We start from the raw sequence: 17,462 nt of genomic DNA on the forward strand, positions 1-17,462 counted from the left end.
CTTGTAATTTTGATTGCAAACCTTTTATCGGCTTGTGCATTAGCACCAAAGCTAAAACAGCCCAATGATAGGAACCGTGTGCCCATTAATAAAACAATCCCTGCCGAAATCAAGCGAGGAGACAGATGAAAACAAAACAAGCAAAACCAGTGAAAGCCGAACAACTTAGAAGTTATTATGAAGAAAGCCGTGGCTTAGAACGTGATCTTATCAATGAATTTATAAGGTCGCGCAGAACGGCATGGCGTGTTGCGAGTACTGTGGGTCTTTTTGGCTTATTCGGTATGATATGTGGAGTTGTTGGATTTTCTCAACCAGCTCCAACTCCCTTAGTATTGCGCGTTGATAATACGACGGGTGCAGTTGATGTTATCTCAATCATGCGTGAACACGAAGAAAGCTATGGTGAAGTTGTAGATAGATATTGGCTAAATCAATATGTGCTTAACCGCGAAACTTACGACTACGATACTATTCAACTGAACTATGACACAACAGCACTTTTAAGTGCGGCATCTGTTCAACAAGAATATTATAAAATCTATGATGGAGAAAATGCACGGGACAAAGTGCTTTCCAACAAAGCACGTATTACAGTTAAAGTACGATCAATCCAGCCTAATGGACTCGGTCAAGCAACTGTACGTTTTACGACTCAGCAACTTGACAGTAACGGTGCTGCTACTGGACCAAAACAGCACCAAATTGCAACAATTGGTTACACCTATGTTGGTGCACCCATGAAATCATCTGATCGATTGCTTAACCCCCTTGGTTTTCAAGTAACAAGTTACCGTTCTGACCCAGAAATACTGTTGAATGATTAAGGAATTGATTGTTATGAAAAAACTTGCGTTCGTTGTTCTATTGTCTTCGTTTTCTTCTCTTTATACGGTACCTGTTCAGGCGCTCAAAAGTCCATCAAATTCACAATATGATCATCGCATTCGCTATATAACATATAACGAAGCCGATGTGGTTCAAATTGAAACAGTTCTTGGTGTGGCAACACATATTATTCTTGAAGAAGGTGAACAGTACATAACTCATGCCTTTGGCGATTCTGAAGCCTATGCCTTTGCTCATAAAGGGCGGCATATTTTTATTAAACCAAAAGCAGAACTTGCCAATACCAATCTCATCGTTGTAACCGACAAACGGAGTTATAAATTCCGACTACAATTTCGGAATGACCGTGCGGGATCAACATATGAATTGGCTTTCCATTATCCCGATTCAAACGATGAAAAGTCAGAAGAAAACAATCGACGCCTTGCGATTGAACGTGGTTTTCACCAAAGCGTCAACGGCTATAATCTCAGTTATACCATGAGTGGTCACCAAGATATTGCTCCGATAAATGCTTGGGACAATGGGCGTATTACTTACTTTAAATTTCCCGCTAACATGGATATGCCATCGATTTATGTCGTAGATGCTGAAGGTAATGAAAGCTTAATACCACGCACCGTTATCGGCAGTTCTAATGATATTATCGCCGTTCATAAGGTCAATCCTAAATGGCTTATACGGCTTGGTAAACGCGCTCTAGCTGTTTTTAATGAAGCCTATGACCCCAATGGCGTACCAAACACAACAGGGACAGTATCTTCGGTGGTTTATCGTATCAATAAAGGAGGAAAATGATGTTTGACAATAAGGAAGGAGAGGGAAAAGGTACAAAACTGGACAACGTCGAACAAAAACATATTGAAGGTACCTATGGAGGGTCCGAACTAGGTTCTGAACGTCGTCCAACAATTCCAGGTACCCGTGCATTGTTAATGGTAGGACTTATTGTCATAGTAGCGATACCGATTGCCTTGACTTGGAAAGCTTTTAAAATGCGTAATACCGTGGAGGTTGAGGAAGAAAAACCACAACAAATAGTACAGCAAATTATACCAAACTATGTCCCTCGGATTATAGAAGAGCCAAAGATTGTAGAAGAAGCAGAAAAATCAACACAAACAGAAGATTCAAACTTGGATATTCCACCGGCATTGAGTAAACTTCTTCAAACAGCCATTCCTCCACATATGCTCCAAGATTCTGAAGAATTAGCACGCAAACGTATGCTCAGTTCTAGCCTTAACAACGGTGGTAGCGAAGGATCTACAGATACAAATAATAAAGCATCGAATAATGATAGAGGTAATGGCGTATTATTTGATAACCTTCAGCCCGTGCGTTTAGGTCAATCACATGCGATGCAACTTCGTAACCGTGACTTTTTGATTACACAAGGAACGCAAATAGATTGTACGTTAGAAACAAAAATCATTACATCACAACCCGGAATGACGACGTGTCATTTAACACGCGATATTTATTCCACGAGTGGACGTGTTGTTTTGCTTGACCGTGGTTCTAAAGTTGTTGGTTTTTACCAAAGTGGCATACAACAAGGACAAACGCGCGTGTTTGTGCAATGGTTACGCATTGAAACGCCTTCTGGTGTTGTTGTCAATCTTGACTCACCAGGCACAGGTCCTCTGGGTGAAGCGGGTATTGGTGGCTGGGTTGACAGACATTTTTGGGAACGATTTGGTAGTGCAATTATGGTAAGCATTATCGGTGATTTAGGAGAATGGGTAAGAGGAAAAGTTGGTAAAAGCAGCAAAGAAAATAAAGATAACTCACAAAATAAAGGAGCTCAGAATGCTGAATCTATAGCAATCGATGTTCTTCAAAATTCCATCAATATCACACCAACACTTTACAAAAACCAAGGCGAACGAGTAAATATTTTTGTTGCTCGTGATCTGGATTTCAGCGATGTCTACAGTCTCGTCACACGTTAACCCGATACAAAAAGATCAAGCAGTTTTTCAGCTTCTGCAACCGCTTGATTGTTTTTTAGAAGATCCCACGATCACTGAATTATCGATTTGCCGCCCCTGTGAAGTATGGACGAAAAGCTTTAAGGGTTGGCAACTACACAGCGTACCAGAGTTAACAACCACTTTTTTGCAAACGCTTATTACAGCTATTATCGTTTATAACGGTATGGCTCCCAGAAGTATTAATTATGTGCTCTTGCCTGGTGGACAACGTGGTACAATTATACAAACACCAGCTGTTGTTGATGGTGCTCTTTCCTTTGTAATTCGTAAACATTCTCTCATAGTTAAAACGTTAGAAGAACTCAAAGAAGAAGGGGCATTTGACGATTTTTCTGATGTAAGTTTTAATAAGCCTTCAGCAAAAGAAGCCAATAACTTGTTATCGAGGCAGGACTTCACACGGTTGGAACCATTTGAAGTTCAACTCTTACAAAGTAAACGTGAGGGAAAAATTCTTGAATTTTTGGAAGAATGCGTCCTTCACAAACGCAACATTATTATTGCAGGCAAAACAGGATCTGGTAAAACAACATTTGCTCGCTCTTTAATTGAAAAGGTCCCTGTAGAGGAGCGTATTATCACAATTGAAGATGTTCATGAGCTTTTTCTACCCAATCATCCCAATCATGTACATATGATTTATGGTAACAATGTAGGCCGTGTTTCAGCTGAAGAATGCCTAGATGCGTGTATGCGTCAGTCGCCTGACAGAATTTTTCTCGCTGAATTGCGAGGCAATGAAGCATGGGAATATCTCAATTCGCTCAACACTGGTCATCCCGGATCGATTACAACAACGCATGCTAACAGCGCTTTGCAGACATTTGAGCGATGTGCCACCTTGATTAAAAGATCAGAAATTGGCCGGCAACTCGAGTTAGAAATGATAAAAATCGTTCTCTATACAACAGTTGACGTAGTGTTGTTCTTTAAAGATAGAAAACTCTCTGAAGTCTTTTACGACCCGATTTTTGCTAAATCAAAAATCGCTTAAGGGGAGCTTCCTCTCTCGGTAATATGAAGCAAACAAAAATAGCCGTAACTAATTGTTACGGCTATTTATTTAACTTTTCCTATTCTCTTTGCTTCTCCGATGGATTTTCTACACTCTTCATGAGGAAAAAAGTTAATAGACAACAACTCTACGAGAAAACCAAATTATACATAAGGTTCTCTTTATTCTCTTGCCTTTGATCATTCTTTCCATTTACCTTTTGAAAAAGTATCTTTGATGCAAAAAAGAAAAAATAGCTGCAAAATAAATATTTAAACAAAAGAAAAGAATAAATTTTGATTCGCCTATCAATGAAAGCTTCGTAAAATAGGTACTTTCGATCATCACAAATAATTATCGTCATCAAGACCAAAACTTACCGTTTAAAAATTCTAAGCGCTATTTTCAAGTGATTAATAAATATGTTTTTTAACCAAACAATCTCCAAATACGGAAAACCTCATACGAAATAAATTATCATTTCGATTTAGCATCCATAAACCACGTTCTATTTGGTAATAAAAAGTATAGTAGTATATACGACGTCTTCTTCGGACGAAGAAAGATTCTTAACCTCCAGTTGTTCGTAAACAACCAAATTTCTCTTAAGAAAGCTTTGCTAACCATATCACGTGGCTTATGTCCCTCTCCTAAAGATGATATCCATAGACTACATAAGGTAAGCTCTACTCTGAATATTCCTGCTCTCTTCTCTGCACCACAAAAAGCAAAAATTCCTAAAAGAACAGATCTACAATCACTCTTCTTAAGATGCATCACATTGTCTTATAAAGAGTGTTCATTATTTTGCGTGTTGGATAAAAGATCTTAGTACCGTAGGATTCTCTCATTTCAAAGCTGTTTATTAACCAAAACCATGTCTCTTGCACATTATAAGTAAATAAAGCCGTATAGAATGAAACTGTACAAAAAAGCACTAAAAATGCCTTTTATAAACCATCCAAAATGCCAAAAATTGTCACAACATTGGGAGTTTGCAAAGTGTCTAATGGCGCCCAACTTGTTCTTTTATGAAGTGTAAAAATGGAGATGCTCTATAAATTTTATATTATTCATCGGGGCTTTACCATTATACCATCCACGAACTCTGTAGTGAAATAAGCTTAGGCACCTTAAAGAAAGGTTTCTTAAAAACAAGCGTGCAAATTGACAAGCAAAGTGTATTTGGTTCGGGGCGTTCTGTTTTACATAAGGGTTTTGATCTTATTAAAGAACGAGAGAAACAAAAGCGTGAAGCAATGCGTAATCTCTATTATTTAAAAGACATTACTCTAAATGCTTTTGAAAGTCGTAAAGCAGAATTAAAAAATGATGCTAAAAATGGAAACTGGTTTGCACCTTTACAGCTTCATATTCTCCTCAAATTAGGCGGCTGTATAGCAACTTTCAAAGATTACGTCAACAGAGATACATAATACTCTTAACTCCCATTTGATAAGTAAAAGCTGCAACAGCAAAAGCTCTTTTAGAAAAACAACGCCATAAAGTCATTAATAAACCGGCAATGAATTGGAGAAATGTTCCAGATTTTTATCAAACACTCTGCAAAGCAACAATAATGATACAACTGGCTTTGCATCTGCTTATTCTTACAGGTGTTCGTACCCATCTCTTGCATCAATTCGTGAAGATCAGATTGAAGAGGATATATGAACAATTCTTGGCTCGAGAATACGAACGGTCTGCGTGATACTACAGGAGATTTCACATGCCATTATGATCACAAATATTAAAAATTTTAAAATAAGCACGCTTGTTTTTTCGCAATGATTTCTGTTTTCTGTAACCGGTCGTAGTCCTTATTAATGTGAATTTCCTATCACAATATATAAGAGAGATTAGACTAAAAACCTGTCCACGTAGATTTCGCTCTAGTTTACGTAATTGGCTAACAGACTCCACCTATCACACCTCAAAGGACGAAGCCTCTTAACACGCCACTGATCTGCAAACAATCCGCCCCCTCACCTAGCAGATTTCACCTTCTAACCACTCTAATTACCACATCCTAAATAAGATAGTGTTTTACAGCACAACAGAATAAATACCAAAACAATGGCTGATTATACCGTTAATACTTGGACACCTCTCTTTCATGTTAAGAAATATCTTTTATGCTAAAAAATAAAATAAAAAACACTTTTACTGCTTAAATAACTTTCTTCAGCATATATACAAGAAAAAATGAAATCCCCTAACATAATAAATAAGACCTAAATCTAGAAATCTCTATTTTTTATAGATAAAAACATATAAAATAAAAACCCACGAAACTCATAAAAATACAACATGTTTTCTTTGATGATTGAATTCATTCAACTCAAACGAACCTATAAACATCCCTTGTACCACATTCGCAACACGTGTTCTTAGAATTCTCACTAGCCTTTTCTAAATTTTTAGAAAAAACTATAAATTTGATATTTTTTAAAAACGTCTTATTTGCTCTTTAGTGAATTTAAATCTATGATGTTACAATATTTTTAAATTACTACCCCCTTAACTATATAATCTATCTCTACAATAGAGAAGGATTTTACGTTCTCCATTTTTTGAGAACTATAAATTTTGTTTTTTAATGCGATTAACAATCCAATCTTTAAAATAAAAAATATGACCTTTAAATATATAATGATATTATCAAAAATTCCTAATCCTTGAATATTAGCAATGTTTTCGATATTACAATAAATGTGTCGTAAAATGACGAATTGTCATAATGATCACTCCTTTGTATTTCATTTAGATAATTTACATGCGTTATAATATTTGTATCAGCATTTATTTTTGTGCTATATTTATACAGAGTAATCATTTTTTATAAAAAATGATTACTTAAATCTGCATCAAAGTATAAATTATGATGCGAATTTAATAAAAATAAAAACACATGGCATATTGATTTTATTGTTTTTACATAGAACGCTATTTAAAGTATAGTTTACTCGAAAGACTAATGCCTTTTTAAAGGCAATAATAACTATACTAACCGCCTCATAGAAGCCAATAAATTTTTAGAGATTAAGCCTCAAAGAGGCACAAAAACATGCACAATTTTCTATTTTTCTTTTTACTGTTCGTTAATCGGTCAAATTTCAAAGATAATATTCAACTATGAGTTTTCTGCTCAGCCATTGCAAGGATTGCTTCTACAAGGATTGCTTAATTTTTTAGGGATTACTTCACTTTTAGAATGATTATAGCTACTGCACCCTCATAAGCAGCCGATCTTCTTTTAGAGATTTAATTGCTAAAAGGAGATACAATTTTTTCCACCTTACGCTTTATTTTGATCAATCAGTAAATTTTCAAAGGCGGCGTTCAACCATGAGTTTTTTAATTTCAGCAATCGCTTTCGCTGGATTTAATCCCTTTGGACAAGTTTGCGCACAATTCATAATCGTATGGCAACGATAAAGGCGGAAAGGATCTTCTAAATTATCAAGACGTTCACCACACATCTCATCACGTGAATCCGCAATCCAGCGATAAGCTTGAAGCAAAACAGCGGGCCCCAAATAACGATCACCGTTCCACCAATAACTTGGACATGAAGTCTGACAACACGCACACAAAATACATTCATAAAGGCCATCGATTTTTTGGCGATCGGAGTGACTTTGTAACCATTCTTTTGCAGGTTCAGGAGAAACTGTTTGCAACCAAGGCTCAATGACTCGGTGTTGTGCATAAAAACGCTTTAAATCAGGAACCAAATCTTTAACAACCGGCATGGAAGGCAACGGATAGACCTTAATGGGATGTTTTACATCATCCATCCCTTTGGTACAAGCTAATGTATTGGTTCCATCAATATTCATCGCACATGAACCACAGATGCCTTCACGGCATGATCGACGAAGTGTCAAAGTTGGATCAATATGGTTTTTAATAAACAAAAGCCCATCAAGAATCATAGGACCACAAGCAGAACGATCCACATAATAAGTATCTAAATGAGGATTTTCCTCATCATCAGGCGACCAACGATACACGTGAAATTCCGTCAGCTTTGTAGCACCTTCAGGTTTAGGCCAAACCTTTCCCGGTTTTACTTGAGAATTTTTGGGAAGCTTAATTTGTACCATATTTCATTCTCCCCTTAATAAACCCGTTTTTTAGGTGCAATGCGCTTTAAATCGATCCCACCATCAGCTTCAGATGTTAACGGGTCCACATGGACAGGTCGATATGATAATGTCACCTTACCCTCTTTTGACAAATGTGAAATCGTATGTTTACGCCAGTTTTTATCATCACGCTCTGGATAATCTTCACGAGCGTGAGCGCCACGGCTTTCTGAACGTGCTTCGGCAGAATGAACAGTCATGATTGCATTCGCCATAAGATTTTCAAGCTCTAATGTTTCAACCAAATCAGAATTCCATATCAGAGAACGATCTGTGACTTTGAGATCCGACAATTCCCCCCAGATTTTATTCATCCGTTGACATCCCTGTTTCAAAGAATCTTCTGTACGGAAGACTGCTGCGTCTTCTTGCATCGTGCGTTGCATTTTTTCACGCAATACAGCTGTTGGTATTGCCCCTTGTGCAAAACGTAAACGATCAAAACGCGCTATAATTTCGTCAACAGCTTCTTCATTGATGGGTGGAATTTCTGCATTCCGATCAATAACTTCACCCGCGCGAATGGCAGCAGCACGACCAAACACCACAAGATCAATTAATGAATTTGACCCCAAGCGGTTAGCTCCATGAACAGAAGCACATCCTGCTTCTCCTACCGCCATCAGCCCTGGTTGAATACGATCAGGCGAATCAGCCGTTGGATTGAGAACTTCCCCGTAGTAATTGGTAGGAATCCCACCCATATTATAATGAACCGTTGGCAAGATGGGGATAGGCTCTTTTGTTACATCCACCCCTGCAAATATCCGTGCTGATTCTGAAATCCCTGGTAAACGCTCATGCAAGATTGCAGGATCAATATGATTGAGAACCAAATGAATATGATCCTTCTTAGGTCCAACGCCACGCCCTTCACGAATTTCAAGTGTGATACAACGCGAAACCAAGTCACGTGAAGCCAAATCCTTAAAGGAAGGTGCATAACGCTCCATAAAGCGTTCACCTTCAGAATTGATTAAATAGCCTCCTTCACCACGAGCTCCTTCTGTAATTAAGCAGCCAGAACCGTAAATCCCTGTCGGATGGAATTGCACAAACTCCATATCCTGAAGTGGCAATCCAGCACGTGCGATCATTCCACCACCATCACCCGTACAGGTATGCGCCGATGTCGCAGAAAAATAAGCGCGTCCATAACCACCGGTTGCAAGAACAACCATTTTGGCAGAAAAACGATGTATTGTACCATCATCGAGATTCCATGCCACAACCCCCGTACAAACCCCATCCGTCATGATGAGATCGAGTGCAAAATATTCAATAAAAAATTGCGCATTATGCTTTAAGCTTTGTCCATAAAGCGTATGCAAAATGGCATGGCCTGTACGGTCAGCTGCTGCGCAAGTACGCTGAACAGGCGGACCTTCACCAAATTGTGTCGTATGTCCACCAAAAGGACGCTGATAAATTTTGCCTTCTTGCGTTCGCGAAAAAGGAACGCCATAATGTTCTAATTCATACACAGCAGCAGGAGCATTACGCACCAAATATTCCATTGCATCGGTATCGCCCAACCAATCAGAACCTTTCACGGTATCATATAAATGCCACTGCCAATTGTCAGGTCCCATATTTGAAAGCGATGCAGCAATTCCCCCTTGTGCTGCAACCGTATGTGAGCGCGTTGGAAAAACCTTCGTAATACAAGCTGTCTTTAATCCTTGTTCTGCCATACCCAGTGTCGCACGTAATCCTGCACCACCTGCCCCAACAACAACAACATCAAATTTATGATCTACAGTGCGATAAGGGGCGTTACCTGCTTTAGCACCCAGAGATGATCCTGTACCCGCCATACTTGTTTAACCCCCTAATGCAATTTTCAAAAGAGAAAAAATAATGATACCACCTATGAGAAAACAAAATAAAATATTTAACGTCAAAAAGAATATCCGAAAACCTTCACGTGGAATATAATCTTCAATCACTACCTGCATACCAAGTTTCATATGATAAAGGACCGAAAAAGTCATCAATCCCATCAAAATAGCAACAATAGGATGTGCAAGTCTTGCACGCACAATACTATAATCCTTTCCCACAAGCGAAAGAATAAGAACAATAAAAAATATCAAAAGTGGTAGATTGATAAACCCCGTCAAACGTTCTAGCCAAAAATGCTCTGTTCCTTCATGAGCACTGCCACGCCCCCGTACTTTTCCAAGTTCCGTTCGAAAATCTTTTTTCATGTCTCTTTTCACCCCCAGCTAAACAACGGTATATCCAATAATCCAAATCGCAAAAGTAACAATAAGAGAAATAAACACTGTCGCCCAAGCAGTGACTGTTGCCTTTTCTTTTGCCAAAAGGCAAGGCTTCAGATCCCAAACAATGTGGCGAACACCACCAACCATGTGATGAACCCCTGCCAAAGTATAAAGAAACAAAATACACAATCCAAACCAAGAACTATAAATTTCGTAAACTGTTCTAAATGTCTCCTCGCCACACGCAATAGCAATTAACCAAACAGCAAGAAAAACCGTTCCAACATAAAGTGCCATACCCGTAATGCGGTGTGCAATGGACATGGCCATAGTAATTGTCCAACGATAAATACTTATATGAGGGGAACGAGGGCGCTCTTTTATCCTAGTTGTCTCTATCATAAAATATCCTGACCTGGTTTATCATAAAATATCCTGACCTGGTTTTTGCAACCGCAATGAACGAGAAAGTTCGCGCAAAACGACTAAACATACTCTCTCGTTTTTACTTGTTTGGCATCTCAAGATACCGATATTACAGGTCGGTTGTCTCAAATAACGGATTAAAGGTCACGCATAAAAAAACCGATTACTCCCTGGATATGATCCGCAAAACTCGCCTTAATCTAATACACTTTTATCTTCACGTCAAAGGTCTAAAATCTTTTCCAAATATAAACAGACATTTTTTCAGATTAAACTTATCCTTTTGAGTATTCACGATATACGCAATAGTCTCTTAAACTGCACCCATAATTAAGAATAAAAAGAGGAAAAATTGATAGATTGAACATTTTTATGTCCACTCCAAGCCTTTTAAAAGGCAAAACGAATCAAGAAAGACACAAATAAGCGGCATAAAAGCCGCTTTTGCATAAAGTTTAACCGATATAATCTTTACTCAGAAACTTGCTTTTCAACATCTGTGCTGACAGATGCTGCTTCTACTTTCTCAACAACCTTTTCAGCTTTTTTCCGATAATCTCTCTTTTCAGCTATACGTGCAGCTTTACCTCTCAAGCCACGTAGATAATAGAGTTTTGCACGGCGCACTTTACCACGGCGCACCAGCTCAACACCTTCAATCAAAGGAGAATAAACAGGAAATACCCTCTCCACCCCTTCACCATAAGAAATCTTGCGTACTGTAAAGGTCTCATTCAACCCACCGCCTGAACGCGCAATACAGACACCTTCATAAGCCTGAACACGCGTCCGTGTACCTTCTGTCACACGCACCATAACACGGACTGTATCTCCTGGCTGAAATGCTGGAAATTGGCGCTTTTCTTCAATTTTTGCACATTGTTCAGCTTCAAGCTGTGCGATAATATTCATTTCTTTTATCCTTCATGTTCTTTATCGAACAGTCAGAGCGCTCAACTCTTACCAAAAAAGCCTTTATTAAGAATAAGGAGCTCTTTAGGCTATGTCTTACACAGGAGCGAATACACCATTCCTTCATTTTAATTTTGGAACTACAGAAAACCTTTTATAAAAAACTCTCTAAAAAGAGAGCCATGCAATACACCACCTTATCATATGAATCAAGTTTTCTGATGATTTTTATTATAACGCGCATAAAGATCAGGGCGACGTTGACGTGTTAACAATTCGGCTTGGCTTTGACGCCAATCTGCGATCGCTTTGTGATGACCTGAGAGCAATACAGGCGGAATACCCCGCCCTTCGAAAAGAGAAGGGCGGGTATATTGCGGATGTTCCAGCAAGTCATTTTCAAAACTTTCACACCTTGCAGAAGCTGCATTCCCCATCACTCCAGGCAGAAGACGTATAATAGCATCTAAGATAACCAATGCAGCTGTTTCACCCCCTGAAAGAATATAATCACCAATAGAGACTTCTTCTAGTTCTCGTGCCTCTATGACTCGCTCATCAACCCCTTCAAAACGTCCACAAACTAACGTTACACCCGTATCACGAGCCAAGCTATGCGCGTAAGCTTGGTCAAAAGGACGCCCACGTGGACTCATCAACAATCTTGGCGAATCCTGTGGACAGCAGTCAAGAGCAGCCGCCAATACATCCGCCCGCATTACCATACCAGCTCCCCCACCAGCAGGTTTATCATCAACGCTATGGTGTTTGTCTAAAGCAAAATCCCTAATCTGTACCGTCTCCAGTGACCAAATTCCACGCTCTAAAGCTTGCCCTGCTAAAGAATACCCTAAAAAACCAGGAAACATTTCAGGATAAAGGGTTAAAACGCGCGCCTGAAATTTCATTTTATTTCTTATCCTTATTTTCTTAAACAGACTCTTAATAGCAAAAATAGCACAAACAAGACTTTTAACGCCATAGCGTTAATCTGAGTCTTCTTGATCTGCGCCATATTCAATACGATCCTTCTAAATACTTGCACTAAAAAAGACTCTAAAAATTCAGGACTATTTCGAGATAAAGTGCTTACAATATCTGCTCAAAAGAGCATTTTTAATATTTTCACACATTCCACTTTTTATTGACGAAATTCATCTGTTGTTTTTTACCTTCATCTTTATTTTTAGATTCAAGCTATTTCCTTTTTATCATTGTCTCCCCCATCAATTAAACCAGCGGCCATGGGATCAACAACAAGAAAACCAGAATCCATACAAATTTCTGGTACCGCCGCCTTACTAAAGGGAATAAGAACTCTTTTACCTGTATTCAAACGTATTTCAAGCAAATCACCAGCCCCGAAATTAAAAAAACCACACACTTCACCTAAGATTTTCCCCCCACAATCTTGGACACACAAGCCTATTAAATCGACTTGATAAAACTCATCCTCCATCAAATCATCAATTAATTGATCACGCGTCACATAAAGGCGAATCCCTTTTAAAGACTCAGCCGCATTACGATTTTCTACCCCTTTAAAACGTACAATCGCCTTATTTTTTTGTATGCGAAGAGTTACAATTTCATAAGAACGCCCCATATCATCATAAAGAGTGCTGTAAAACTTGAAACGCTGTGGCTCAGCACTTAGAATTTTAACAAAAACATCTCCTTTTATACCATGAGGCATACCAATAATGGCAAGATAGACTTTATTTTTAAGCTTTTCTTTATTATACTTCATGCAAAAATATTATCTCTCAAAAATGAACCCTTCAATCTTATAGTTTTCTATTCAATCTTGTTGCCATATGAGACAATCTTCTAAAAGACCTTTCTTGGTAACAAAAAACAAATTAATAAAGGAGAAAGTCTTATGGCAAATATTATGCTATTTTACAAAGATATCACACCAATCAACAAAATTTCCCATAAAAATCTAAAATTTGCTCCTCCAACTGATATGTCTTTTGCCAAGGATACTCATTGGGTTCCTTTAGCAAGTACTGAATATTTTCAAGCAGCGCTAGACTATCCTATTTTATTTATGTGCGCCGAAGATGAACAAAAAAAACGGCACTACACATCCGCAGCTCTTGTCGGTCTTTCTAATGACGAAAATGACTATATCGCTTCTGATAAAAGTTGGAAAAACAATACTTATGTTCCAGCTTTTGTCCGTCGCTATCCTTTTGTTTTGGCACAAATTAGCAATGAAAAAGAACTTTCTGTCTGCTTTGATCAACAGTCCGGTATGTTTAATGAAGTTGCAGGAACAGAACTTTTTAATTCCGATGGCTCTATTTCTCCTTTTATGGAAGAACGTATTCGCTTTCTTGAAAGTTTTAAAATCGCTATGGAGAAAACCTCTGAGTTTATTGATGCTCTTGTAGAAATGGATCTTCTAAGCCAAAAATCCATCAATGTGAAAAACGATAAAGGTCTCTCAGCGCAATTGGAACATTTTTGGGTTGTTGATGAAGAAAAATTGAATAAATTATCAGCAAGCCAACTTGCCAAACTTCATAAAAATGGCTTTTTAGGATTAATTTTTGCGCATTTGATGTCAACACACAATCTTGTGAAAATACTCTCTCTCAAAGGTGAAAAGCAACTTATCAATCGTGAAGAGCAACCCCAAAACAAGAATGGTCATTCTAACGATGAAAAATCTAAAAAGAAAGAAACTCTCAACTAGATAATGCCCATCAAAAACGACAAGAGAAAAGATGAAAATATTCCTCTCATTCCAGCAGACCATGCAATTTTAAACGCAAGGAAAAATTGGTTAGAGTGTCTTACCCAAACACGTCGTATGTCAGCACAAACAGTGCAAGCCTATGAACGTGATACGCGGCAATTTTTGTCTTTTCTCTGTCAACACTTAAGCCATACACCAACCCTTACAGATCTTGCTCATTTACGCATCAGTGACTTGCGTGCTTATCTTGCTTATCGGCGTACAAACAATATAAGTGCGCGCTCTTTAAGCCGAGGGGTGGCAGGCATCCGTTCTTTTTTCAAATACTTATCACGTGAAGGAATCGTCAATGTTCCCGCGGCTCAACTTATCCGAAGCCCCAAACACCCCAAATTGCTCCCAAAACCTTTAGCGATAAAATCAGCACTTCACATAGTCAAACAAGAAAATCAACTGGAAAATGAATCTTGGATTAGCGCTCGTAATGCTGCTGTCCTCATGCTTCTTTATGGCTGTGGAATGCGAATATCAGAAGCCTTAAGCCTCACACCAGAACAATTTTCTGATCCTAAAAAAACAAGTTTATTTATAACAGGAAAAGGCGGCAAAACACGCCTTGTTCCTCTCATCAAAATTGTTTACGAAGCTGTACAAAATTATCTCAAATGTTGCCCATATCCTTTATTGGATAACCAACCCATATTTCGTGGGGCGCGAGGCGGTCCCCTACAGCCTGCCATTATTCAAAAAGCTGTCCGTAATTTACGTGCAAGCCTTGGTTTACCAGAAACTGCAACGCCTCATACACTGCGCCATTCTTTTGCCACCCATCTTTTATCACGGGGGGGAGATTTGCGCACGATTCAAGAACTTCTTGGGCACGCTAGTCTTTCCACCACACAAATCTATACCCACGTCGATACAGACCATTTGTTAAAAATCTATCAAAAGGCCCATCCCCGTTCCTAAAAACGTCTCATCAAAAAATTAGAGTGTTTCAACCTCAAGTGCCAAAGCATGAACACAAGTAGCTAACTCTTCTTGTAAAACTTTATAAATCGCTCGATGTATTTCTACGCGTGTCATATTAGAAAAAGAAGAAGATAAAATTTTCACTCGAAAATGTGTTTCTCCTTTACCATCAAAAGCATGTTCATTATGAGGATGCCCCTCATGAAGATGACTTTCGTTAATCACTTCAAGCTTTTGCGGATGAAAAGCATCCTGAAGCTTTCTCTGAATTATTGTTTCTATAAACATTTTTCATTCCTCAAACAAAATGAACGTGCAAAAATACACCTTTTTCATAATAGAATAAGTGTGAAAACAAATTTTTCAAAAGTCAATTCTTGTAAAATTAATCAATTTTGCATAAACCAATAATATGACAATAACATCTAAATTATTCGATTCAATTCGCATAAGCTCAAATAAAAAACAAAAAGCTGAGCCAGAAGCACAACAGTGTCAGTGGGAAGGTTGTGAAAAAACAGGGTCCCATAAAGCACCAGCAGGTCGAAATCACGAAGGACAATATTTATATTTTTGTATTGAACACGTACGCGCCTATAATAAAAATTTTAATTACTTCTCTGGTCTTAGCAATAAAGATATCGCAAAATTTCAAAAGGATGCTCTCACAGGACATCGTCCGACATGGCCTACAGATCTGAGCAATGGTACATCGAAAAAAACAGCCGCGAATTATGCAAAGATTCGCTCTGGAACAGCTGCCTATCAAAATCGCATGCGCGATCCCTTCACGCTTTTTACTGGGCAGCATTCAAACAATAAGTTCTCACGAAAATTAAAGCCCTTAGAAGCAAAAGCTTTTGATACACTGGGACTACAGGCAAACGCTTCAGCAGAAGACATCAAAATGAAATATAAAGAGTTGGTAAAAAAGCACCATCCTGATTCCAATGGTGGTAATCGTGCTTCAGAAGAGCGCTTTCGTGATGTTTTACATGCTTACAATTTGCTAAAAAAGTCTGGTTTGTGCTGAAAACATGCGCTTATATGAGTCTATTTTCATTTAGACCATCATTATTTGCGCAAAATGTTACTTTTTTTGCAAAACATTATAGAATACGTAAAAAAATCTTTCTTCAATATCTAAGGCTCTCATTATAGAGCATTGCATAAATACTTTAACTCTTGTATCGTTTCTAATGAATAAATAGCGTCCTCTCCCTTCCAGAAACATAATGACAAATCTTACCGTTGAAAATTTGCCCGATATTACACTTTGTGCTCGCGATCTATTTCATATTGAAACAGATCTGAAAGTCCCTGCTTTTAGCACAAAAAGTCCCCATGTTCCTGATATCGATCCTGATTATCTTTTTGATCAGCAAACAACTTTAGCGATTCTCGCAGGTTTTACCTTTAACCGCCGTGTAATGGTTTCTGGCTATCACGGTACAGGGAAATCAACGCATATTGAACAAGTTGCTGCACGTCTTAACTGGCCTTGTCTTCGCATTAATCTCGATAGTCATGTAAGTCGTATCGATCTTGTAGGAAAAGATGCTATCGTTTTAAAAGATGGCTTACAAATCACTGAATTTAAAGAGGGCATTTTGCCATGGGCTTATCAAAATAATATTGCTCTTGTTTTCGACGAATATGATGCGGGGCGTCCCGATGTTATGTTTGTCATCCAACGCGTTCTTGAAACCTCTGGAAAACTAAGCTTACTTGATCAAAGCCGTGTCATCTCTCCACACCCAGCATTTCGTCTTTTTGCAACGGCAAACACCATTGGTCTTGGTGATACAACCGGTCTCTATCATGGTACCCAACAGATCAATCAAGCTCAAATGGACCGCTGGTCTATTGTTACGATACTCAATTATTTACCCCATGATAAAGAGGTTAATATCATTTGTTCAAAGGTCAAATCTTTTCAAACGGCTGAGGGAAAAAAGACAATTTCACAAATGGTTCATGTTGCTGATATGGTACGCCAATCTTTTATCAATGGAGATCTTTCAACTGTCATGAGTCCACGTACCGTCATTACTTGGGCAGAAAATACAACAATTTTTCAAGATGTCGGCTTTGCCTTCCGATTAACCTTTCTCAATAAATGTGATGAACTCGAACGTGCCACTGTTGCAGAATTTTATCAACGCGCCTTTGGACAAGAGCTTCCCGAATCACTCATTCATGGTGTTTCGCCTTAAGGAATCTGTC

The 17,462-nt window shown here is 38.4% G+C and carries 18 protein-coding genes; 10 read left to right on the forward strand and 8 right to left on the reverse strand.

The window, feature by feature from the left end; translation table 11 throughout:
* The 6 genes from ACFIMI_RS00005 to ACFIMI_RS00030 all read left to right on the forward strand — a co-directional run.
* The coding region (locus ACFIMI_RS00005) for a TrwH protein (protein ID WP_375654308.1) at positions 1-129 on the forward strand (129 nt) is incomplete at its 5' end.
* Positions 126-827, forward strand: coding sequence for a virB8 family protein (locus ACFIMI_RS00010; RefSeq protein WP_375606007.1), 702 nt, complete (start codon positions 126-128; stop codon positions 825-827). The genes ACFIMI_RS00005 and ACFIMI_RS00010, both read left to right, overlap by 4 nt.
* A 13-nt stretch (positions 828-840) precedes the next feature.
* Complete coding sequence (gene virB9 / locus ACFIMI_RS00015; RefSeq protein ID WP_375606008.1) at positions 841-1,647, forward strand: P-type conjugative transfer protein VirB9; 807 nt, start codon at positions 841-843, stop codon at positions 1,645-1,647.
* A complete protein-coding gene (virB10, locus tag ACFIMI_RS00020) occupies positions 1,647-2,804 on the forward strand; it encodes a type IV secretion system protein VirB10 (RefSeq protein ID WP_375606219.1) in 1,158 nt (385 codons plus the stop codon). The genes virB9 and virB10 overlap by 1 nt, the downstream gene beginning before the upstream one ends.
* Positions 2,779-3,840: a P-type DNA transfer ATPase VirB11 gene (gene virB11, locus ACFIMI_RS00025; protein WP_375612249.1), complete on the forward strand. Its 1,062-nt coding sequence runs from the start codon at positions 2,779-2,781 to the stop codon at positions 3,838-3,840. The genes virB10 and virB11 overlap by 26 nt, the downstream gene beginning before the upstream one ends.
* Before the next feature lie 1,160 nt (positions 3,841-5,000).
* Positions 5,001-5,276: a hypothetical protein gene (locus tag ACFIMI_RS00030; protein WP_375692160.1), complete on the forward strand. Its 276-nt coding sequence runs from the start codon at positions 5,001-5,003 to the stop codon at positions 5,274-5,276.
* A 1,893-nt stretch (positions 5,277-7,169) separates the two neighbouring features.
* Here ACFIMI_RS00030 and ACFIMI_RS00035 read toward each other — a convergent pair.
* From ACFIMI_RS00035 to rimM, 7 genes are all read right to left on the reverse strand, one after another.
* Positions 7,170-7,949: a succinate dehydrogenase iron-sulfur subunit gene (locus ACFIMI_RS00035; protein WP_005774220.1), complete on the reverse strand. Its 780-nt coding sequence runs from the start codon at positions 7,947-7,949 to the stop codon at positions 7,170-7,172.
* Positions 7,950-7,963: 14 nt separating this feature from the next.
* Entirely contained in the window at positions 7,964-9,808 is a 1,845-nt protein-coding gene (sdhA, locus tag ACFIMI_RS00040; RefSeq protein ID WP_375620955.1) for a succinate dehydrogenase flavoprotein subunit, read from the reverse strand.
* A 6-nt stretch (positions 9,809-9,814) separates the two neighbouring features.
* Positions 9,815-10,201, reverse strand: a complete 387-nt coding sequence (gene sdhD / locus ACFIMI_RS00045; RefSeq protein WP_375612246.1) for a succinate dehydrogenase, hydrophobic membrane anchor protein — start codon at positions 10,199-10,201, stop codon at positions 9,815-9,817.
* 18 nt (positions 10,202-10,219) lie between these two features.
* The gene (gene sdhC / locus ACFIMI_RS00050) at positions 10,220-10,621 is read right to left on the reverse strand and encodes a succinate dehydrogenase, cytochrome b556 subunit (RefSeq protein WP_375606014.1); all 402 of its coding nucleotides are present in this window, start codon (positions 10,619-10,621) and stop codon (positions 10,220-10,222) included.
* A 495-nt stretch (positions 10,622-11,116) separates the two neighbouring features.
* The gene (gene rplS / locus ACFIMI_RS00055) at positions 11,117-11,557 is read right to left on the reverse strand and encodes a 50S ribosomal protein L19 (protein WP_375612245.1); all 441 of its coding nucleotides are present in this window, start codon (positions 11,555-11,557) and stop codon (positions 11,117-11,119) included.
* A 209-nt stretch (positions 11,558-11,766) separates the two neighbouring features.
* Positions 11,767-12,465, reverse strand: coding sequence for a tRNA (guanosine(37)-N1)-methyltransferase TrmD (gene trmD, locus ACFIMI_RS00060; RefSeq protein ID WP_375612244.1), 699 nt, complete (start codon positions 12,463-12,465; stop codon positions 11,767-11,769).
* Between the two features lie 284 nt (positions 12,466-12,749).
* Positions 12,750-13,307, reverse strand: coding sequence for a ribosome maturation factor RimM (rimM, locus tag ACFIMI_RS00065; RefSeq protein ID WP_375618306.1), 558 nt, complete (start codon positions 13,305-13,307; stop codon positions 12,750-12,752).
* Between the two features lie 132 nt (positions 13,308-13,439).
* Here rimM and ACFIMI_RS00070 point away from each other — a divergent pair, with 132 nt between their 5' ends.
* Both ACFIMI_RS00070 and ACFIMI_RS00075 read left to right on the forward strand, forming a co-directional pair.
* Positions 13,440-14,261: a SapC family protein gene (locus ACFIMI_RS00070; protein ID WP_375612242.1), complete on the forward strand. Its 822-nt coding sequence runs from the start codon at positions 13,440-13,442 to the stop codon at positions 14,259-14,261.
* 3 nt (positions 14,262-14,264) lie between these two features.
* On the forward strand, positions 14,265-15,233 hold the full coding sequence (locus tag ACFIMI_RS00075; RefSeq protein WP_375692162.1) for a tyrosine recombinase XerC: 969 nt from the start codon (positions 14,265-14,267) through the stop codon (positions 15,231-15,233).
* A gap of 18 nt (positions 15,234-15,251) precedes the next feature.
* Here the strand turns inward: ACFIMI_RS00075 and ACFIMI_RS00080 are convergent, their stop codons facing one another.
* Positions 15,252-15,524: a BolA family protein gene (locus ACFIMI_RS00080; RefSeq protein ID WP_375612716.1), complete on the reverse strand. Its 273-nt coding sequence runs from the start codon at positions 15,522-15,524 to the stop codon at positions 15,252-15,254.
* Between the two features lie 124 nt (positions 15,525-15,648).
* On the opposite strand from ACFIMI_RS00080, the gene ACFIMI_RS00085 reads away from it, so the two are divergent.
* Together ACFIMI_RS00085 and cobS are read left to right on the forward strand one after the other, a co-directional pair.
* Positions 15,649-16,269: a J domain-containing protein gene (locus ACFIMI_RS00085; RefSeq protein ID WP_375612239.1), complete on the forward strand. Its 621-nt coding sequence runs from the start codon at positions 15,649-15,651 to the stop codon at positions 16,267-16,269.
* 202 nt (positions 16,270-16,471) lie between these two features.
* Positions 16,472-17,452 (forward strand): cobaltochelatase subunit CobS, encoded by a 981-nt coding sequence (cobS, locus tag ACFIMI_RS00090; RefSeq protein ID WP_375612717.1) that lies wholly within the window; start codon positions 16,472-16,474, stop codon positions 17,450-17,452.
* Positions 17,453-17,462 lie beyond the last annotated feature (10 nt).

Source organism: Bartonella sp. AP4SXKL (genome assembly GCF_042195845.1).
Classification (GTDB): Bacteria; Pseudomonadota; Alphaproteobacteria; order Rhizobiales; family Rhizobiaceae; genus Bartonella.